Origin of the sequence: Acinetobacter sp. IRS14, assembly GCF_034650275.1 — a bacterium.
Lineage (GTDB): Bacteria > Pseudomonadota > Gammaproteobacteria > Pseudomonadales > Moraxellaceae > Acinetobacter > Acinetobacter oleivorans.
In genome coordinates, this window is sequence record NZ_JAOVFN010000007.1 from 78,146 (window position 1) to 97,266 (window position 19,121).

The 19,121-nt window shown below is 39.9% G+C and carries 20 protein-coding genes; 7 read left to right on the plus strand and 13 right to left on the minus strand.

Going from position 1 to position 19,121, the window contains the following annotated elements; genetic code table 11:
• Positions 1 to 66 precede the first annotated feature (66 nt).
• Positions 67 to 690 carry a LysE family translocator gene (locus ODQ17_RS08955; protein WP_013198835.1) on the minus strand — a complete coding sequence of 208 codons (624 nt, stop codon included), beginning with the start codon at positions 688 to 690 and terminating at the stop codon, positions 67 to 69.
• Between the two features lie 178 nt (positions 691 to 868).
• On the opposite strand from ODQ17_RS08955, the gene ODQ17_RS08960 reads away from it, so the two are divergent.
• From ODQ17_RS08960 to ODQ17_RS08980, 5 genes are all read left to right on the plus strand, one after another.
• Positions 869 to 1,438 (plus strand): TetR/AcrR family transcriptional regulator, encoded by a 570-nt coding sequence (locus tag ODQ17_RS08960; RefSeq protein ID WP_322903024.1) that lies wholly within the window; start codon positions 869 to 871, stop codon positions 1,436 to 1,438.
• Positions 1,435 to 3,078: an MFS transporter gene (locus ODQ17_RS08965; RefSeq protein ID WP_282496055.1), complete on the plus strand. Its 1,644-nt coding sequence runs from the start codon at positions 1,435 to 1,437 to the stop codon at positions 3,076 to 3,078. Before ODQ17_RS08960 ends, ODQ17_RS08965 begins: the two co-directional genes overlap by 4 nt.
• 40 nt (positions 3,079 to 3,118) lie before the next feature.
• Positions 3,119 to 4,252, plus strand: coding sequence for an HlyD family secretion protein (locus tag ODQ17_RS08970; protein ID WP_144735470.1), 1,134 nt, complete (start codon positions 3,119 to 3,121; stop codon positions 4,250 to 4,252).
• 64 nt (positions 4,253 to 4,316) lie between these two features.
• Positions 4,317 to 5,198 (plus strand): 1-aminocyclopropane-1-carboxylate deaminase/D-cysteine desulfhydrase, encoded by an 882-nt coding sequence (locus ODQ17_RS08975; RefSeq protein ID WP_322903028.1) that lies wholly within the window; start codon positions 4,317 to 4,319, stop codon positions 5,196 to 5,198.
• A gap of 117 nt (positions 5,199 to 5,315) precedes the next feature.
• The gene (locus tag ODQ17_RS08980; RefSeq protein WP_199943853.1) at positions 5,316 to 6,515 is read left to right on the plus strand and encodes an NAD(P)/FAD-dependent oxidoreductase; all 1,200 of its coding nucleotides are present in this window, start codon (positions 5,316 to 5,318) and stop codon (positions 6,513 to 6,515) included.
• A gap of 1 nt (position 6,516) precedes the next feature.
• Here the strand turns inward: ODQ17_RS08980 and ODQ17_RS08985 are convergent, their stop codons facing one another.
• From ODQ17_RS08985 to ODQ17_RS08995, 3 genes are all read right to left on the minus strand, one after another.
• Positions 6,517 to 6,687, minus strand: a complete 171-nt coding sequence (locus ODQ17_RS08985) for a hypothetical protein (protein ID WP_004794296.1) — start codon at positions 6,685 to 6,687, stop codon at positions 6,517 to 6,519.
• A gap of 128 nt (positions 6,688 to 6,815) precedes the next feature.
• On the minus strand, positions 6,816 to 8,474 hold the full coding sequence (locus ODQ17_RS08990) for a mechanosensitive ion channel (protein ID WP_322903032.1): 1,659 nt from the start codon (positions 8,472 to 8,474) through the stop codon (positions 6,816 to 6,818).
• Positions 8,475 to 8,695: 221 nt separating this feature from the next.
• Positions 8,696 to 8,929: a hypothetical protein gene (locus tag ODQ17_RS08995; protein ID WP_005302983.1), complete on the minus strand. Its 234-nt coding sequence runs from the start codon at positions 8,927 to 8,929 to the stop codon at positions 8,696 to 8,698.
• A 291-nt stretch (positions 8,930 to 9,220) separates the two neighbouring features.
• On the opposite strand from ODQ17_RS08995, the gene ODQ17_RS09000 reads away from it, so the two are divergent.
• Positions 9,221 to 9,640 carry a hypothetical protein gene (locus ODQ17_RS09000; RefSeq protein WP_171056780.1) on the plus strand — a complete coding sequence of 140 codons (420 nt, stop codon included), beginning with the start codon at positions 9,221 to 9,223 and terminating at the stop codon, positions 9,638 to 9,640.
• A 48-nt stretch (positions 9,641 to 9,688) separates the two neighbouring features.
• On the opposite strand, the gene ODQ17_RS09005 is transcribed toward ODQ17_RS09000, so the two are convergent.
• Entirely contained in the window at positions 9,689 to 10,450 is a 762-nt protein-coding gene (locus ODQ17_RS09005) for a ferredoxin--NADP reductase (RefSeq protein WP_322903034.1), read from the minus strand.
• Between the two features lie 86 nt (positions 10,451 to 10,536).
• On the opposite strand from ODQ17_RS09005, the gene gigC reads away from it, so the two are divergent.
• A complete protein-coding gene (gigC, locus tag ODQ17_RS09010) occupies positions 10,537 to 11,421 on the plus strand; it encodes a LysR family transcriptional regulator GigC (protein ID WP_004794306.1) in 885 nt (294 codons plus the stop codon).
• A gap of 196 nt (positions 11,422 to 11,617) precedes the next feature.
• Here gigC and ODQ17_RS09015 read toward each other — a convergent pair whose 3' ends face one another.
• The 8 genes from ODQ17_RS09015 to nuoI all read right to left on the minus strand — a co-directional run bounded on the left by ODQ17_RS09015 (position 11,618) and on the right by nuoI (position 19,117).
• Entirely contained in the window at positions 11,618 to 11,911 is a 294-nt protein-coding gene (locus tag ODQ17_RS09015; RefSeq protein ID WP_004794308.1) for a cold shock domain-containing protein, read from the minus strand.
• A gap of 116 nt (positions 11,912 to 12,027) precedes the next feature.
• Positions 12,028 to 12,663 carry a uracil phosphoribosyltransferase gene (gene upp / locus ODQ17_RS09020; protein WP_004794310.1) on the minus strand — a complete coding sequence of 212 codons (636 nt, stop codon included), beginning with the start codon at positions 12,661 to 12,663 and terminating at the stop codon, positions 12,028 to 12,030.
• A 100-nt stretch (positions 12,664 to 12,763) separates the two neighbouring features.
• Entirely contained in the window at positions 12,764 to 14,260 is a 1,497-nt protein-coding gene (gene nuoN / locus ODQ17_RS09025; protein WP_049838192.1) for an NADH-quinone oxidoreductase subunit NuoN, read from the minus strand.
• Positions 14,261 to 14,262: 2 nt separating this feature from the next.
• The gene (gene nuoM / locus ODQ17_RS09030; RefSeq protein WP_004794314.1) at positions 14,263 to 15,861 is read right to left on the minus strand and encodes an NADH-quinone oxidoreductase subunit M; all 1,599 of its coding nucleotides are present in this window, start codon (positions 15,859 to 15,861) and stop codon (positions 14,263 to 14,265) included.
• A gap of 1 nt (position 15,862) precedes the next feature.
• Positions 15,863 to 17,752: an NADH-quinone oxidoreductase subunit L gene (gene nuoL / locus ODQ17_RS09035; RefSeq protein ID WP_322903038.1), complete on the minus strand. Its 1,890-nt coding sequence runs from the start codon at positions 17,750 to 17,752 to the stop codon at positions 15,863 to 15,865.
• Entirely contained in the window at positions 17,749 to 18,057 is a 309-nt protein-coding gene (gene nuoK, locus ODQ17_RS09040) for an NADH-quinone oxidoreductase subunit NuoK (RefSeq protein WP_003653467.1), read from the minus strand. The genes nuoL and nuoK overlap by 4 nt, the downstream gene beginning before the upstream one ends.
• A complete protein-coding gene (gene nuoJ, locus ODQ17_RS09045) occupies positions 18,057 to 18,575 on the minus strand; it encodes an NADH-quinone oxidoreductase subunit J (protein WP_014205902.1) in 519 nt (172 codons plus the stop codon). The genes nuoK and nuoJ overlap by 1 nt, the downstream gene beginning before the upstream one ends.
• Positions 18,575 to 19,117, minus strand: coding sequence for an NADH-quinone oxidoreductase subunit NuoI (gene nuoI / locus ODQ17_RS09050; RefSeq protein WP_013198843.1), 543 nt, complete (start codon positions 19,115 to 19,117; stop codon positions 18,575 to 18,577). The genes nuoJ and nuoI overlap by 1 nt, the downstream gene beginning before the upstream one ends.
• Between the last annotated feature and the right edge of the window lie 4 nt (positions 19,118 to 19,121).

The following is a 19,121-nucleotide window of genomic DNA, read 5'->3' on the forward strand; positions in this document are numbered from 1 at the left end:
GCAAAAATAAAGCCAGACTATAAATAGCTGGCTTTGGATTTTTTAGATATTTTAATTAAAGACTTATCATTTGAAGAAAATTAACTTTAAGCCTAATACACTCACAATACTTCCAGCTACTCGGTCAACGCCAGTTTTTGCTTTTAAGTACATTGTTCTAGGCTTCTCTGAAGATAACAGCATTGCCACACATGAATACCAACCCGCATCAATCATAAAACAAATCACTGGTAATGCGACGTAGTAATAATTTGGGATTTCTTTGGGCAACAAAGCAGTAAATACACTCGCTAGCACGACTGCAATTTTCGGATTACTTAATTGCGTAATCAAACCATAACGATATGCCTGTTTATAGGTCATTTTTGATTTGCCATCATTTTCCATAGCAATTGGTTCTTTGGCATGTTTAATAATTTTAAAAGCCAGCCAAAGCAAATACAGTCCACCACCAATTTTTAAAATTAAATATGCAGAAGGTACTGCCAGTAAAACTGCTTGCAATCCCATAACAGCTAATAGGCCAAACAGAGCTGCGCCCGTTCCTGTTCCTAACGCTGTAAACAAGCCATGTTTACGTGATTTAGAAATTGAATTTTGCGCTACATAAATAAAGCTTGGCCCAGGGCTTATTGCTCCAAGCATCAATGCCATAGCAATTGAAAAAAGAGGAATAAGGGACTCAAACATTGTATTGACCTAGCATCACGCAATTGCGCGGTATTCTAACAGCTTTTTATGACGCATATAAAAATGCAGAAGATATAAATGATGAAAATTGAATTTTCATGTTTTTACAATTTATATCTTCACAACGGACAAAAATGTCCGTTAAATATATCACCTTTGAAACTCCCCAATCGATGACATGAGTAAACGTCAAAAAATTGCTGCCCACAATCGGGATGAATTACTCAATGCAGCCGAAGAATGTTTTCGTATTCATGGCATTAATGTTCCCTTACAAGTTGTAATTGACCACGCTGGGGTCGGCAGAGCAACTTTTTACCGCAACTTTTGTGATCGCAAGGCTTTAATTAGCTCGCTTTTAGAGCGTGCGATTACACAGCTAGAGCAAAAAGCAGCTCATTTTCAACAATTCGAGGACGGTTTATTTCGTTTAATTGAAGGACATATTGGGCAACTTCCCAAGCTCGCAATTTTGCAAGATTTTTGGAGAGTAATTGATCGACAAGACCCAATTATGTTAAAAATTTATGAACGGCGAAATAATGCACTTAACCCACTGATTGAAAATGCGATACAACAAAAACTGTGCCGAGCTGATTTCACTGCCAATGACTATGCAATGGTCACTGCGATGTTGGGTTCTTCATTTCAAGGACATGAGCCAGAAGAACAGACTCGCTTAGCAAAACGAGCAATTGAATTACTATTTCACGGTATTCAAATACAAAAAATTCGAGGGATAGAATGAGTAAAACGCCTCGTTATTTAGAAACACCACCCGACTGGACACCAGAAGAGCAACCGACTCTACCTGGTTCACCAGCAGCTATTGCGCATTCTGTACCTAAGCGATTTATTTACTTTTTTATTGGTTTATTTATCGCCCTTTCGGCAAGCTTAAGTAATGGTTTTATTACAGCAAACTTACCTTTAATTCAAGGTGAATATGGCCTGACGCCTTCCGAAGCTGCTTGGCTGCCTGCGGCATATGTCATGGCAAATGTCAGTTCAAACCTGATTTTATTTAAAGCCAGACAACAATATGGCTTAAGAGTATTTTCAGAAATAGGCCTTGTCATTTTTATTGCCGTGCTTGTATTGCATATTTTTGTACACACCTATGAAATGGCACTATTCGCACGGGTTGTGGCAGGTTTAGCGGGAGCACCATTAAGCTCATTAGGTATGTATTACACCATGCAAGCCTTCAAGAAAGCAGACATGGCAAAAGGAATCTATATCGCCTTCGGCTTTCAGCAACTTGGCGTACCGTTAGCTTGGATTATTTCTCCATTTCTTGTCAGTACAGACAGTTGGTCTGTTCTTTACACCTTTGAGCTTGGTTTAGCACTTTGTTGCTTAGCCATGGTGGTTTCATTGAAATTACCACGTAGTTTAAGAATCTATGTTTTTGAGAAGCAAGATTTCTTTACCTTTGCCTTATTGGCTCCTGGCTTTGCCTGCTTGTGTATTGTGCTCACGCAAGGCCCAATTTTATGGTGGTTTAATAGTGAATGGCTTGCTTACGTCTTAATTGCAGGTTTTAGCTTAGTCGTTTTAGGTTTACTCTACGAACACTATCGTGCCAATCCCTTAATTATGACACGCTGGCTAGGTACTGCTTCGACCTTACGTTTCATTTTTGGTGCTTTTGCTATCCGACTTTTAATGTCTGAACAAAGCTACGCTGCTGTTAACTTCTTAAAAACAATGGGAATGGGTCCTGACCAATTTGTGCCACTTTATGTTGTCATATTAGTCGGGATTTTAAGCGGAACACTTTTTAGTGCACTTACCTTTTCACGCGAACGAATTATCTTTCACTTACTTTTTGCAGAATTCCTCATTCTGGTTGCCTGTGGACTAGATTATCACCTAACCAGTGATGTCCGACCTGTGAATTTCTTTGCAAGTCAGTTTTTAGTCGGTTTTGCTGGTGGTCTATTTATTGGTCCATTACTTCTGATTGGCTTTGCGCAAACGCTTGCTAAAGGCCCATCTTACGTAGTGACCTTTATCGTATTATTTTCTGCTACCCAAACTTTCGGTGGTCTTGTTGGGTCTTCTTTCTTCTCGACCTATCAACAACATCGTACGCAAAACTATCAGGCAGAGATTATTAAAGATTTAGAACAAGCAGACCCTCTAGTCGCTCAAAGGCTCTCCACCTATCAACGCAGTGCATCAATCACCACTACTGACCCAGCATTACAAACAGCTCAATCCATGCGCTCACTTAATCAAGTGGTCACTCGTGAAGCCCAAGTTCGTGCCTACAATGATGTTATTGCTTTAAACGGTATTTTTGCCGTCGCCCTACTCTTATGGGGTGGATTTAATATTGCGCGTAGTAAATATCTACAACGCAGAGGAATTAGCCGTCCTTAATGGCTTTCCTATTTGATGAAATAGAAATTGAGATTGATATATGTCAGATGATCAAAACAAACCGGAACCAACACCAGCTCAGGCACCCGCCAACGAGCCAACACCTGCACCTGCACCTGCACCTGCACCTGCAAGTAAACTGATTCCGACAAAACGCTCAACGTTGTTATGGATGTTAGGTGTTCTTATTGTCGGTATTTTAGTGATTTTATGGGCATGGAGAATCGGGCCATTTGCAACGAGTGTTCAGCAAACTGACAATAGTTATGTCAAAGGTAAAACCACGATTTTATCTTCACAAATTAATGGTTACGTTAAAGATGTAGTCGTTAAAGACTTTGATCATGTCAAAAAAGGTCAAGTGCTCATGCATATTGATGCAACCACTTACGACCAAAAAGTAACGCAAGCAGCTTCTGGTGTTGAGCAAGCTAAAAATACCTTAGCCAATCAAACGCAATCCATTGCCCAAAAACAAGCTGACATTGTGGCGGCACAAGCTAAAGTGGATCAAGCCAAAGCTCAATATGAACTTTCTTTAGCCCAGCTTAGACGATATCAACAGCTAGGAAATAGTGGCGCAGCTTCTAAATCTGAGCAAGATAAAGCCGCGGCAGATGCTGAAAATAATCTTGCAGCGCTTAAACAGGCAGAGGCAAATGTGCTAGTTGCAAATGAAGCACTTAAAACAGCACAAGTTGCAGAAGCTGGTTTAGAAGCACAAGTTTCAAGTGCTAAAGCACAGTTAGACCAAGCACAAACCACCAAAGACTATAGCGTTATTGTTGCTCCGATGGATGGCCAACTTGGTGAAGTTAACCCTCGTGTTGGGCAATATGTAGCAGCAGGCTCACAGTTACTCTATCTCATTCCACAGCAAACTTGGGTGATTGCCAATTTCAAAGAAACCCAAATTGCCAATATGCGAATAGGTCAGAAAGCATGGTTTACAGTCGATGCGATGAAACACAAAAAATTTACAGGACATGTTGAGCAGATCTCACCTGCTGCGGGTTCCGAGTTCAGTGTGTTAAAACCTGACAATGCGACAGGTAACTTTACCAAAGTTGTTCAACGAATTGCCGTACGCATTACTATTGATCCAAATCAAGAAGGAATGGAGCATTTACGCCCAGGCATGTCAGTGGTTACTTCTGTCGATACAAATTCTTAAACAGCTTTTTAAAGTTCTATTTAAAAAGTTACAATGTGATCAATCATTATTTTCTCAATTTCTAATGTTTGATCACATTGCTCAATCAGTTCCTTATCAATATATTCAATTACCCTATCCCCTGCATCTCGACATTAAGCGGTTAGATTTAATTCACCCTCAAATTTCGGGTAATAAGTTTTTCAAACTAAAATACAATCTGCTTGCCGCAAAACAACAAGCATTATCAGGCGTTTTGACTTTTGGTGGGGCTTATTCAAACCATATTGCCGCAACTGCGTATGCAGCTCATCTTTTCGGCTTTAAAAGTGTAGGCATTATTCGTGGTGAAGAATTAGCAACCCAGCCTCTTAACCCAACCTTGGCAAAAGCTCAAAGTTTAGGAATGCATTTACATTTTGTCTCGCGCACTGAATATCGCTTGAGGGATGACGCAAACTACCTTCAACAATTACATAATCAATTTCCTGAAACTTTCATTATTCCTGAAGGTGGTTCTAATGAGCTAGCAGTACAAGGAGGTCAGGAAATTCTCAGTCAAAGCGATTTACAAAACTATGATGTCATTTGCTGTGCGGTTGGAACTGGAGGCACGATTTCAGGGCTCATTGAACGAAGTGCACCGCATCAAAAGGTTCTAGGATTTTCAGCATTAAAAGGCGACTTTCTACAACAAGAGATTCAGCAGTGGACTAAGAAACAGAATTGGTCGCTGACAGATGCCTATTGTTGTGGTGGTTACGCTAAAACTTCGCCAGAGCTATTGGCATTTATAGAAAATTTCGAAGAACAATATACTGTACCCATTGAACCGATCTATACGGGAAAAATGATGTTCGGTCTTTTTGACCTTATCAAAAACAACTACTTCCCTGAAGGAACTCGCATTCTGGCAATTCATTCTGGTGGTTTACAGGCAGATATAAGAAATAAATCACATCAATAACTTACTAGCTTTTAGGTCGCATTGTTCACTACCGTGATAAATGTCTTTAGCATGACTAAGGCTCGGCATGATAGTATATGCCCCTTTTTAATTTTCAAGATTAATCGAGAACCTCTTATGTCTAACAGCCATGTTGATGTCATTGTCTTAGGTGCAGGTGCTTCTGGACTCATGCTGGCTGCACATGCTGCTAAACGTGGGCGCTCGGTTTTAATTTTAGAAAAAGCCAATAAAATTGGTAAAAAGATTTTAATGTCAGGTGGCGGTAAGTGTAACTTTACCAATCTGTATGTCGAACCTGATAACTATATTTCTCATAATCCGCACTTCGTTATTTCTGCCCTGTCACGCTATAGCAACTGGGACTTTATCGGTTTGGTATGTGACTACAAAATTGCCTATGAAGAACGTAAACACGGGCAATTATTTACGCTAAACGGCGCTAAAGAAATTTTAGAAATGCTTGTGAACGAGTGTAATAAAACCAAAAATGTGGATATTCAAACCCATTGCGAAGTTGGCCAAATTACACCCTTAGAACAAGGTGGGTTTTCACTAAACACCAATCAAGGACATTACACTTGTGATTCTTTAGTTATTGCCACTGGGGGATTATCGATTCCCACATTAGGTGGTTCCGGTTTTGGCTATGAACTAGCACAAAAATTTGGCCATCAAGTTTTTCCAACTCGTGCAGGTTTAGTTCCATTTACTTTTTCAGATCACATTAAAGAAGTGACCACACGTTTAAGTGGTAATGCTTTGGATGTGACGTTAAGTAACTCAAAAAATAGCTTTACTGAAGCGTTATTATTTACCCACCGTGGCTTGAGTGGGCCAAGTTCTTTGCAGCTTTCAAACTATTGGAATTCAGGAGAAAGTTTTAAAATTGACTTCTTCCCTAGCCAAAATTTAGCAACTTATTTAAAAGATAAAAAGAAAGCACAGCCAAAAGTTTTATTACGCACCCTTCTTAATGAGTTTACTGCCAAAAGTATTATTCAAGAGTTACAACAACTCATATGGCCAGAACAGAGCGAAATAGCGATTGGCAATATCAGTGATGCACAGCTAGACCATATTGCCGAGCAGTTACATGGCTTTGCAGTTAAACCGTCTGGAACAGAAGGATATCGTACCGCTGAAGTTACTTTAGGTGGAATAGATACAACAGAAGTATCTTCTAAGACCATGGAGAGTAAAAAGCAGAAAGGACTGTTTTTTGTTGGCGAGGTACTCGATGTCACTGGACATTTAGGGGGCTACAACTTCCAGTGGGCATGGTCTTCTGCCTATGCTGCTGCCCAATATGTATAAGCTAATTTGAGTTTTTCGAACTACTTGATGCGTTCGATGAATCTTGTGGCTGAGAAGTAGTCTGTTTTGAGCTTTCCGACTTACTAAATACAAATTTATAAGCACTTGCTAAAAACCCTACCGTAATTCCGGCAATGACAATCGGTGCTAAAAAACGACCTGGTTTCTTCATCGTATTTTCCTCACTTATTTGTTTTTATAACGGCCAAAAAAGAACGACCACTCAATATAGAGTGGTCGAACTTATCACAAAAATCAAAGATTTTTTGTACTGTTTATCTGAAATTTAATTTAATTCCCTTAAATTTCATCATTTTCGCCTGTAGAACCAAACGGTTTATTCACTGGCGGTTGTGCTGGATTCACCTGTACAGAATCTGCTGGTTTTGCATCAGATGGAGCTGTTGATGGTGGAGTTGTTGGCGTAGTTGTAGCTGGAGCTGAACTACTCGTAGTAGAAGGCGGTTGATAAAGAGGATTTGGTTGATTCGCTTCTTTTTTCGCTTTATCAAGCAAATCAGTTAAAAGTCGTTCTGCTGGTTGGCGACCACCTAAACCGAATGCAAGAGCGAAAGCCACGGCAACCGCGCCTAGAGTCAAACCAAATGCAAGGTTAACAATTGAATCTGCAATACCCATCGCTCTTAAACCAAGCGCAAGTACCAGACCAATAATTAAAACACGAACTAAACTAGCTAACCAACGCGAACTATTATATTCACCACGTTGCACCACATTCGCTACAACATTCGCTAGCCAGAAACCAATTACTAAAATTACAGCACCCAATAGAATGTTTGCACCGAAATGGATAAACATTGCAATGAGACCACTGATTTGATCGAAACCAAGACGGTCCGCTGCTTCAGATACTGCAAATAGCATAGTAAAGAATACAATTAGCCAGCCAACTGCATTAGAAACTTTAGTTTGACCTAAGAAGCGTTGTACATCTAATTTTGCAGGAATTTCATCAACACCTGTACCTGCAATGAGTTCAGCGACTAAGCGGCCAACAAAACGAGAAACAATATAAGCAACCAGTAAAATTAAACCAGCCGCAATAATGTTTGGAATTGCTTGCAAGATTTCATTTAGCATTGCTGTCGCAGGTTGAGAAATTGTCTCAATACCTAACGCTTCGAACGCTACAATTAATGTAGTAATAATGATGATGGCAAAAACAAATGAACCTAAGAATTTGCCTACATTAGAGCTTTTAAAAAGACCAATTTTTTCCGCTTGAGCCTGAACACCTAAGCTATTTACTAGACCTTCAACAATACCACGTACAATTTTTGCCAAGATATAACCAACAAAAACGATAACGCCAGCAATAAAGATATTCGGTAAGAAAGCTACGGCATCATTTACCATATTTTGAACTGGAATCAGTAAGCCTGTAAGTCCTAATATTGACAGAACAATTGGAAGGAAAAGTAACAATACAAGCCAGTAAAGAATTTCACCAATGTTCTGGCTAATTCCACCTACACCCACTTCACTGCTTAACTTATCATCGAGTTGGGTTCTGGATAAAACATTGGTAATGCCTGCCCGCACCAGTCGAGCAACGATCCAACCAATAAAACCCACCACCACAGCAGCAATAATATTTGGAATGTAGACTAGTACCTGATTTACCATGTTGCTGAATGGGCCACTCACTCCACTAATGTTGAGCACATTTAGAGCCGCAACAACAGCTAAAATCAGAATAAACCAGAATACAACCTTGGAGATCAGACCTTCAATATTTGGCGCTCTGCCAGTAGCTGAAGATAGTTTGGCATTGGTATTTACTTTTTGTAGAAGCTTTTTCACACCTGCTGCTACTAATAAAGCAATTATCCAACCAACCAATAAGATCACTACTGCAGCTAGGATAGGATGAAACTGATCCCAGTAATACATCGCATCAAATTGAGCGCCGCGAGGCCCATCAAAAAATTCATTCATATTGTTATGTCCTCAATTGTTATGTTCTTTTCAGTGTTATCTCTAGGAAACACCATTCGTTGTAAAAAATGACGATGAATGCGGTCTATCTCACATTATGTTTTGAATATTTTCTAATCAACACACTTCTGCACAAATACAACAAATTGATGCAAAAGGTTGCAAAAAAGCCTTCAGGTTTACACCTAAAGGCTTGATATCAAGTTAAACTGATTCTCTTATTACCCTGTATAGGTCTTTAAATTCAAATCAGAACTACCCTTAATTACATGTGGTGTGGTCTCATTTTGAAATGCTCCTTCTTGTTTAGGAGTCTGGTTGTGGTCAGCAACCATATAGACAATAAGTGCAAGAAGAAAAAGCCCAACAATAATTAAAATATAAACTGGCAGTCTTCTTTTTTTCGCAGTTTCTTCAGGACTCGTCACATGAGGTGGTTTTGAAAAGTCATGCATCTTCTTTCCCCTCTTCTATTATCATTAACTTTATATTCATCATAGCAATTTGCTTTGTTGCATTGTGTGAAAAAGCATTATTGGAAGGTGTCTGTAGTTGCAAAACTCTACTTTTAAAATAATAAAAATAGTATAAAATTTGCACACATTAAATTAGACGTTTAAAAAATAATTTCTCGCTATTCACAAACTTCGTCTATTCCCCATTTGTAATACAATATGTTTTAGCGCTTACTTTTTATAAAATAGGCTATAATAAGCCCCCGTGTTTTAAAGCTGCTCTATTTTATGATGTATCGTCAGCAAAACGTAACTCTTGATCTCGACACTGACGTCACACATCAATGTTATATACACCAGACGAGAGATGAACATCTGATTGGTATTATTGAATTTAATAAACCAAGTTATGAACTCAAATGGGGTGATCTGGAGTATTTTCGTCGCCGTACTGAAGAGTTTTCAGTGATGCCATTTCCTGACTGCATTAACGCCATGATTGTTGATATTCGTAATATCAATATTTTTCTGGACAATGAAGTTCCAATTTTACCTTGGCGTTTACTTGAAGAAGACTGCCCTGTTCGCTTAGTTGTTCCTCAAGATCGTTTGGAACATTATGCAGGCCTTTTTGAACCGACTTGGCTTTCAAGCGATGTAGACAGTGCTATTTCCGAAATTCGTGAATTTATGGATATGTTTGTCCATTAATAAACATATCCATAAAAATAATTTTAAAGTTCTTTTAATTGTCGTTTGTTACCAGTAATTTTCTACTGCAATATTTCCCTCACCTCGACGATTCATCGTCAGACCACGGCGCTTTAAAGCATCTTTTGTGTCATCTACCATTTCTGGGTTTCCACAAAGCATGACATGGCTTGTTGCAGGGCTTAGTTCTATACCAGCAACTTTTTCTAATTCACCGTTCTCAATCAAAACTGGCAAACGATCATGTAACTGTGCTGATGGATCACGAGTGATAATTGAAATAAATTTAAAACCGATGTGTCCTTCCCCAAATGTTTCAGCAATTTCTTGAATACGATCGACATAAGCTAATTCAGCTGCAGTACGGACACTATAGACCAGATTAATCTTTTGATATTTAGACCATGTATCGAAATCTTGTAGCATCGACAAAAATGGTGCCAAACCCGTACCCGTTGCCAATAACCATAAATCATGTGGTAAAGGCTGTTGATAGCGAGCTAAAGTAAGATAACCATAAGGTATTTTTTCTAAGTAAAGCTCATCACCTACCTTCAAATGTTGAAGATTAGAGGTAAATGCACCATCAGGCACTACAATCGAGAAAAATTCTAGCGTTTCATCAAATGGAGAAGACACCACCGAATAGGCACGAACAACAAGTTCTTCTCCAACTTTCAGTCCAATACGCGCAAATTGCCCAGCCGTAAATTTAAAATGTACAGGGCGAGTCATGGTGAAACTAAAAAGAGTTGGCGTCCAGCGGTATACAGATAAAACTTTTTCTACGCTAAATTTTTCAATTGACATGATTTCAACGTGGCATGAAATAGTGCGCTCATGTTAGCATGACAGCCGAAATAATGAATACTTTTAAACGTTAAGGCTTTTTAAACATGCGCATGACATTACGCCAGTTGGCTGTTTTTGTAGCAGTCGCTCAAGAAGGAACTGTCACCAAAGCCAGTGATGCGGTCAGACTGACGCAAAGTGCAGCAAGTATGGCTTTAGCCGATTTAGAGGATGGTCTTGGTGCCCCTCTATTTGATCGTTTAGGTAAACGACTACAACTCAATGATCTTGGTCGGTTTTTATTGCCTCAAGCGCTAGAAATATTAGGTCGCTGTGAAGCTTTTGAGCAAGCTGCAAAAGGTGAGTTACAAAGCATTGATTTACGTATTGGGGCAACTCTAACGATCAGTGATTATCTCATGCCAGATTTAATGGCGAACTTTTTACAGTATCATCCCAAAGCACACCTGCAATTACAGGTAGGCAACACACGCCAAATGATTGAAGCAGTCAATCAGTTTCAGCTTGATTTGGCATTAATTGAAGGCTCATGTCACCTGCCTCAACTTCAATGTATTCACTGGCGAGATGATGAGCTTGCAGTATGTTGCTCCCCTAATCACCCTCTAGCACGTTTAAATCGACCTTTAACTGCAAATGATTTTTATCAAGTTGAATGGATTTTACGTGAGGAAGGTTCGGGAACTCGTGAAGTATTTGATAATGCTATTTTGCAAGATCTCCCAGATGCCAATATTCGCCTAACCCTAGGTCACAATGAAGCAATCTTAAAAATCGTTGCTGGTGGCTTAGGAATGTCTTGTATCTCTAAACTCGCTATTGAACCTTTAATTGAAAAAGGACAATTAGTGATTTTAGAAACACCTTTCTGGCAACTCACTCGCCCACTTTACATGTTGGTACATCGTCAAAAATACCAAGGCCCTGGCCTTAAAGCATTCTTGCAATTCTGTGAAGATCAAGTTTAAGACCTGATCTTCTAATGCCATCTTGAGTTATTCCCACATGGCTCACCATTTTATTATTTATTGTTTAAAACAATTAAGGGAAGCTACCACCTCCCTTAATTTTGTATTACTTACTTGTTCGAAACATTATCAATAATCCTCTGTCCATCACAGCTAAACTCGACAACAAGCTAGCCTTGAAGATTGAGAATCTCTATTAACGTCGAAAATGTGATAACAATTCTGACGTAATCGCTTTATTATGATCAGCGATTTTATTCTTTTTTGTTTTAGCCGGATTAGGATCGATACGCTCGATCTTGATAGCCTTAAATTTCCCCTGATTATCTGCCGCAAGAAATCTCACTTTTTCATTTCTTTTTGGCTCTCCTTCAGATGCAGGGAAATCAGAAATATGAAAGAAAATATCTCCTTCAGTAGTTGAAATAAAGCCAAATCCCTTATCAGGATCATATTGTTTAACTTTTCCGGTATAAAATTCTTGCTTCATGATCTTTACCTTACTTTTTCAATACTGTTATTACAGCAGAAAATTAAAAAGAGACTTTCAATCCGCCCTCAAAACTTTACGGTTTGATTAAGTCTCTTTTATCGTTATTTCAAAAATTAGTCTTTTTGGACACTACCAAAAATTTTATCGCCCGCATCACCTAGACCAGGAACAATATAGCCTTGTTCATTTAAGCCATTATCAATAGATGCTGTATAAATCTGTACATCTGGATGAGCTGCTTCAACTTTAGCAACACCTTCTGGAGCAGCAACTAATACCATAACACGTATATCTTTACAGCCACTCGCCTTTAATACATCAATCGCAGCAACTAGTGAATTACCTGTTGCCAACATTGGATCGATAATCATTGCAAGACGATTAGCGACATCTGGAACTAGTTTTTTATAATAAGTACGAACTTCTAGTGTTTCTTCATTACGTTCAAGACCTAAAACACTTACTTTTGCACTTGGAATCAGATTAAGTACACCATCGAGCATACCAATTCCTGCACGTAGAATCGGTACAATCGTTATTTTTTTACCAGCAATACGCTGTGTAGTAACAGTTCCAGCCCATCCAGCAATTTCACAATCCACCACTGGTAAATCTTTTGTTGCTTCATAGGTCAACAACATAGTCACTTCCTGAGCAAGCTCACGGAAATTCTTAGTACTGATGTCAGAACGGCGCAACAAACCTAATTTATGACGAATAAGTGGGTGACGAATTTCTTGAATGGCCACAGATGTTACCTAAAAATATAAAAACGTATTTATTATAATCTTTTTTTAATGCTCAATAAAAAAAAGCCTCCAGATTTGGAGGCTTTTTTGTACACTAGAATTAGTGTTGTTGTGAAAGCATGAAATGTAATGGAGATAAAATTTCTGCTTTTAATGCTAAATTAATCATTGGATCTGGATATACACCCAAAATAATAACTAATGCAGCAGCAGCTAATACCATTAAACCACCTACTTTTTGTCCCCAATGAGCATCTGCATCAATACGAGGAGTTTCTGGTGGTGTCATATACATTACAACCATCACACGTAAGTAATAGTACAAACCAATACCACTACCCACAATAATCATGGCAGCCAAGAACCAGTGTTGAGTTGTTACAGCAGCCATTACAACCAAGAACTTACCAATGAAGCCTGCTGTTAATGGAATACCAGCCAAAGATAACATCATGACTGTTAAAGTTGCTGTAAGTACTGGACGACGCCAGAACAAACCACGGTAGTCTGCAAGACTTTGTGCTTCATCTACGTTGTTATATGGGCTAGACATTAACGCTACAGCACCAAAAGCACCGATAGTTGTTAATACGTAAGACACCACATATACAGTTACACTACCCAAGCTCGCATAAGTCATGCTAATTAAAGCAATTAACAAATAACCAAAATGAGCAATAGATGAATAACCGAGAATACGTTTTAAGTTAACTTGACGAACAGCGAGTAAGTTACCAACTAAAATCGACAATACTGCAATGATTGTCAAAATAGTGACTAACGAATCCACCATAATTGCGCCTGAAGCAAGCATATAGCGCACGAACAAACCAATGGTTGCAACTTTAGCAGCAGTCGCTAAGAAAGTTGCCATTGGCGCTGGGGCACCTGCATATACATCTGGTGTCCATTTATGGAACGGTGCAAGCGATAATTTAAACGCAACAGCAAAGATAATGAGTGCTAAACCTAATAACACCATTGGCTGTTTGATTGCGCCAAATAAAGCCTGTACAGAATCATAGAATGAAAGTGAACCAGTATATGCATAGATATATGCCATACCCATCAACAACATTGCAGAAGCTGTCGCTGAAAGTACAAGATATTTAATACCAGCTTCAAGTGAACTACTACGTTGATAAGTATAAGCAAGTAAGCCGTATACAGGGATCGACATTAGCTCAAGGCTAATAAAGAACGATGCATAGTGAGAACTTGCAACCATCAACATTGCACCTGCTACTGAAGCAAGTAACAAAAGATAGAGTTCTTCGCGGTTATCTTTATAGGTTTCGATGTAAGCGTGAGACAAAGTACAACAAGCCAAAGCCGCAATCAAAATCATAAATTGATAGAACATGGTAAATGGATCAACCATAAACATGCCCATCACATTTGCCGGTACAAACTTACCGCCAAATACCGCAAATAAAATATAAAGTGCAGCGAGGTTTAAACCAACAACAGAAGCTGTTGCGATTAAATTATGATTACGCTTAATTGAAATTAACAGCATGACGACAACTGTTGTCAAAGCAACAATCATCACCGGAGCTAAAGGCATAAGCGTAGCGAATGATACTGTGAAGTTCATGATTATTGGATCTCCACATGGTCAAGTTGAGTAGCTGTTTGCTGAACAGTGTCAACGACTTCTTGAACTGGCACATAACTATTGACGAACCACTGCATGCTTGAATGAGATACATCCAAGAATGTTTGTGGGTAGATACCAAGCCAAACGAGACCAATCGCACAAATCATCAAAATACCAACTTCACGAGCAGATAAGTCTTTTAGTGGACTAGTGTAGTGTTGCTTTTGTTCAGGATTTGGTTCACCAAACAAAGCGCGGTGAATCAAAATCAAGCCGTATAAGCCTGCGAATACAAGGCTGATAGAAGCAAGAATCGTGAATACAGGATATTTATTAAATGAACCCATCAAAATCAGGAATTCACCAATAAAGTTACCTAAACCTGGCACACCAACAAGAGCAGCAACGAAGAACATCAAGAAAAATGGCAAGTACTGAAGCTGGCCACGAAGACCACCCATTAAACGCAAGTCACGTGTATGTAAACGTTCGTAGATTTGACCAGACATAATGAACAATGCAGCTGATGACAAACCATGTGCCAACATCATGATCATTAGACCTTGGAAGGTCAAAATGTTACCTGCGTAGATCGCAAGTAAAATAAAGCCCATGTGTGAAATCGACGTATACGCAAGTAAACGTTTCATGTCAGTTTGCTGGTAAGCACACCATGCGCCGTAGAAAATACCAATCAAACCGAAAATAATCGCAATGTCTGCAAACTGAGCAGAAGCTGTCGGGAAGAATGGAATAACAAAACGAAGCAAACCATACGCAGCTGTTTTAATCAAGATACCCGCTAAGTCTACAGAACCTGCTGTAGGTGCTTGAGCATGCGCATCTGGTAACCAACCGTGTAATGGGAACACTGGTAACTTCACCGCAAAACCGATGAAGAAACAGATCATGAAACCGTACGCTAAGCCAGGCGGTAAGTGGTTAGCTACAGCTAATAAATAGTTGTAATCGAAACCGATCATTCCAGTCATCATGTAGCCATAAACTACAAGACCAAGAATACCGATTAACATCACTAAACCAGCGATTTGCGTGTAAAGGAAGAACTTAGTAGCTGCGTAAACACGTGAACGACCGTTTGAACCTTTGTGACCCCATAACGCAATCAGGAAGTAGATTGGTACAAGCATCATCTCCCAGAAGAAGAAGAACAAGAACAAGTCAATCGCTAAGAATACACCGATAACGCCACCTAAACTCCATAAAAGGTTTAAGTGGAAGAAACCAACGTTCTTTTGAATTTCGCCCCATGAACACCCAACAGCAAGTACACCAAGTAACGCTGTTAATAACACCATGAGTAAAGATAAGCCATCCACAGCTAAGTGAATGCCGATACCGAGTGATTGAATCCACGGTAAATAGAACTCAGCAGACCAAGTTGGGATTTTTGAACCCATCTCATAGCTATAAGTTCCATTTTGCCAAAGTGCAAGACCTAAGCCCAAAGTAATGAGCATACCAATTAAGGCAATCCAGCGTGGCAAGGTTTTGTCGAGTTTATCGACTAACCAACAAATAAAACCAGCAATGAACGGAACAAGGATCAGCGCGGGTAAAATTAAATTGTTTTCCATTTTATTTCCCCACTACCTGAATAACGATCAAGATCATCAATAACACCACTACACCGAGTGACATACTTGATGCGTATTCACGCAATGAACCGGTTTGACGTGAGCTTGTAAAACTGTTCCCGCCTTTAACAAGTGCAGGAAGAACTAACCACAAACTGTCAATCGGGTCACGGCCAAAGATTTTGGCGAAGAATAAATAAGGTTTAACAAAAACGATGTCATACAATGCATCAAAACCAAAAGCGGTACGGCAAATATGTGCCAAACCTGAACCCAAACTTGTTTGAGCAAATGATTTCACTGCACCATAAGCAAATGTAAATAATGCTATACCAACAACTAGACCAACTAGCGCAATTCCTACTGCTAAATGCTCTGCCCCATGCATGCCTTCTACAAATTGTTCAGCCACATGGAATTCAGGAATTTTTGCAGTATTAAGAATACCGGCTACAGGTGCTTTTAATACGGCACCAACAAAAGTAGACAGTACAGCTAAAATGCCCAATGGAGCCCAGTAAGTTGCACCTTTAATTTCATGGTAAGGCGTGTTTTCTTGACCAAAGAATACAACCCAGATTAAACGGAATGTATAGATTGAAGTCAGGAATGCACCTGCTACACCCACCCAATATAAAGTGTGATATAGAGCAACTGATTGACCTTGTACCCAAACTTCACCAAGAATCGCATCTTTAGAGAAGAAGCCAATAGTCAAGAATGGAATCGCAGCTAATGCACCGCCACCAATCGCGAAACAAGCAAACAGGAATTTGTTACGTTTGAACAAACCACCCATTTTGAAGATGTTTTGCTCGTGGTGGTAAGCCAGAATCACCGCACCAGAAGACAAGAATAATAATGCCTTAAAGAATGCGTGAGCCAACATGTGGAACAAGCCAGCTTGATAAGCTTCCGCACCTACAGCCATAAACATATAACCCAACTGACTCATTGTTGAGTAAGCCAAGATACGTTTGATATCTGTTTGAACGAGTGCAGCAAAACCTGCAACTAGCAAAGTTACCGCGCCAGTTACTGAAATGAATTGCATCACTTCAGGAGCAAGTTCAAATACGCTGAATAGACGGCAGCATAAGTACACACCAGCCGTTACCATTGTGGCAGCATGGATTAATGCAGAAACAGGTGTTGGACCTGCCATCGCATCTGCCAACCATGTTTGCAATGGAATTTGAGCAGATTTACCAGCAGCACCCAAGAACAACATTAATGCAGTCCAGATGGTAAGTGACGAACTCTTCGTCATTACTTCTGCGGCGTGTTCAACGATGTACTGAGTATTCAGCGTGCCAAATTGTTGGTAAAGCAAGAATAAAGCGATAAGTAAGAATACGTCACCTACGCGGGTAACTGTAAATGCTTTGATCGCAGCCCAACCATTTGCAGGGTTTGCATAATAGAAACCAATAAGCAAATAAGAGCAAAGACCTACGCCTTCCCACCCTAAGAATAACAACGCTAAGTTGTCGCCCAATACAAGCACAAGCATGCTGGCAACAAACAGGTTGAAATAAGAGAAGAAACGCGCATAACCTTCTTCACCGCGCATGTACCATGATGCAAAGATATGGATTAAGAAACCAACACCTGTCACCATGCCCATCATGAGTAAAGATAAGCCATCTAAATGTAAGCTAATGCCCGGTGCAAAACCACCAACATTGAACCATGTCCACAGATTTTGAACAAAAATTTGCTGACCACTTGTGGTAAATGCCATTCCAGCAATCAATGCAAATAATGCAGATAAACCTACAGAACCTACACCAATAATTGCTGCAATATTTTCAGAGAGTTTGTCTCGTCCCGCCGCCAACAAAATGAAACCGATTAGCGGAAATAATACTGTTAGATATAAATAACTCATCCGCGCATCTCACTAGCAGCATCCACATCCAAATGATGGAAGCGATGATAGAACTGAAGGACAATCGCAAGACCGATACATGCCTCTGCTGCTGCAAGGGTCAAAATCAGAATGAACATCACTTGTCCATCTGGTTGTGCCCATACGCTACCCGCAAGAACAAATGCCAATGCAGCAGCATTCATCATGACCTCAAGGCTCATTAACATAAATAATAGGTTGCGTCGCACCATTACACCGTAAAAACCGAGTGCAAAAAGGATGGTTGCAACAATCAAACCATGTTCTAAAGGAATCTGGCCCATTATTCTTTTTCCTCTTCTGCACCTGGTTCACGTTTACCTAAGTGGTATGCTGCAACAAGGGCTGCTAGCAATAACATCGCGGCAACTTCAACCAATAATAAATAGTGAGTAAAGAGTGCTTGACCAACGACTTTTGGTCCAATCACTTGTGCCCCAAGCGGTGCTGAAATAGTGGTGTATTCACCACCAAGCATCCAAACTAAAAGCAAGCCGAGTAAGAAACTCATGAGTGCTGGATATGCCCAAGCATCTGAAGAAAGCCATTTACGTTCTTGTTCAACGGTGTGTTGACCTAAGTTAAGCATCATCACAACGAATACGAACAGAACCATAATTGCTCCGGCATAGACGATGATTTCAAGAGCACCTGCAAAAGGCGCCCCCACGATCATGAAAATACCAGCAACAGCAAGCAATGAAACGATTAGACTAAGTAAAGCGTGTACAGGGTTCGTGTTAGTCACTACACGAACCGTAGAAACGATGGCCACGAGTGCCATCAAATAAAACGGCCACATCATGGTAATAGACTCCGTACATCGATTGGTGCACTTTCTTTTTGTGCTTGACCTTTCTCTTTACCGTTAATCGCCATACCCGTTACACGGTAGAAGTTGTAGTCTGGGTATTTTCCCGGACCTGAAATGAGTAAGTTTTCTTTCTCATAAACAAGGTCTTGACGTACGTATTCGCCTAACTCGAAGTCTGGTGTGAGCTGAATTGCAGTTGTTGGACAAGCTTCTTCACACATACCGCAGAAAATACAACGTGAAAAGTTGATGCGGAAAAATTCCGGATACCAACGTCCATCTTCTGTTTCTGCTTTTTGTAGTGAGATACAGCCAACTGGACACGCAACCGCACATAGGTTACATGCCACACAACGCTCTTCCCCATCTGGGTCACGCGTCAACACAATACGACCACGAAAGCGTGGCGGCACAATCTGTTCAGCCGGTACTTCTGGATATAAAATCGTGTCACGTTTACGCGTTACATGGGTAAATACCATAAACAACGAACGTACAATCGATCCGAATCCAGCTAGAAATTTATACATTTTG

Bases quoted from the DNA above. Each gene is read 5' to 3' on its own strand.
- ODQ17_RS08955 (WP_013198835.1), bottom strand. From the start codon at position 690: ATGTTTGAGTCCCTTATTCCTCTTTTTTCAATTGCTATGGCATTGATG.
- ODQ17_RS08960 (WP_322903024.1), top strand. From the start codon at position 869: ATGAGTAAACGTCAAAAAATTGCTGCCCACAATCGGGATGAATTACTC.
- ODQ17_RS08965 (WP_282496055.1), top strand. From the start codon at position 1,435: ATGAGTAAAACGCCTCGTTATTTAGAAACACCACCCGACTGGACACCA.
- ODQ17_RS08970 (WP_144735470.1), top strand. From the start codon at position 3,119: ATGTCAGATGATCAAAACAAACCGGAACCAACACCAGCTCAGGCACCC.
- ODQ17_RS08975 (WP_322903028.1), top strand. From the start codon at position 4,317: ATGTTTGATCACATTGCTCAATCAGTTCCTTATCAATATATTCAATTA.
- ODQ17_RS08980 (WP_199943853.1), top strand. From the start codon at position 5,316: ATGTCTAACAGCCATGTTGATGTCATTGTCTTAGGTGCAGGTGCTTCT.
- ODQ17_RS08985 (WP_004794296.1), bottom strand. From the start codon at position 6,687: ATGAAGAAACCAGGTCGTTTTTTAGCACCGATTGTCATTGCCGGAATT.
- ODQ17_RS08990 (WP_322903032.1), bottom strand. From the start codon at position 8,474: ATGAATGAATTTTTTGATGGGCCTCGCGGCGCTCAATTTGATGCGATG.
- ODQ17_RS08995 (WP_005302983.1), bottom strand. From the start codon at position 8,929: ATGCATGACTTTTCAAAACCACCTCATGTGACGAGTCCTGAAGAAACT.
- ODQ17_RS09000 (WP_171056780.1), top strand. From the start codon at position 9,221: ATGTATCGTCAGCAAAACGTAACTCTTGATCTCGACACTGACGTCACA.
- ODQ17_RS09005 (WP_322903034.1), bottom strand. From the start codon at position 10,450: ATGTCAATTGAAAAATTTAGCGTAGAAAAAGTTTTATCTGTATACCGC.
- gigC (WP_004794306.1), top strand. From the start codon at position 10,537: ATGCGCATGACATTACGCCAGTTGGCTGTTTTTGTAGCAGTCGCTCAA.
- ODQ17_RS09015 (WP_004794308.1), bottom strand. From the start codon at position 11,911: ATGAAGCAAGAATTTTATACCGGAAAAGTTAAACAATATGATCCTGAT.
- nuoN (WP_049838192.1), bottom strand. From the start codon at position 14,260: ATGAACTTCACAGTATCATTCGCTACGCTTATGCCTTTAGCTCCGGTG.
- nuoM (WP_004794314.1), bottom strand. From the start codon at position 15,861: ATGGAAAACAATTTAATTTTACCCGCGCTGATCCTTGTTCCGTTCATT.
- nuoL (WP_322903038.1), bottom strand. From the start codon at position 17,752: ATGAGTTATTTATATCTAACAGTATTATTTCCGCTAATCGGTTTCATT.
- nuoK (WP_003653467.1), bottom strand. From the start codon at position 18,057: ATGGGCCAGATTCCTTTAGAACATGGTTTGATTGTTGCAACCATCCTT.
- nuoJ (WP_014205902.1), bottom strand. From the start codon at position 18,575: ATGTGGCCGTTTTATTTGATGGCACTCGTGGCCATCGTTTCTACGGTT.
- nuoI (WP_013198843.1), bottom strand. From the start codon at position 19,117: ATGTATAAATTTCTAGCTGGATTCGGATCGATTGTACGTTCGTTGTTT.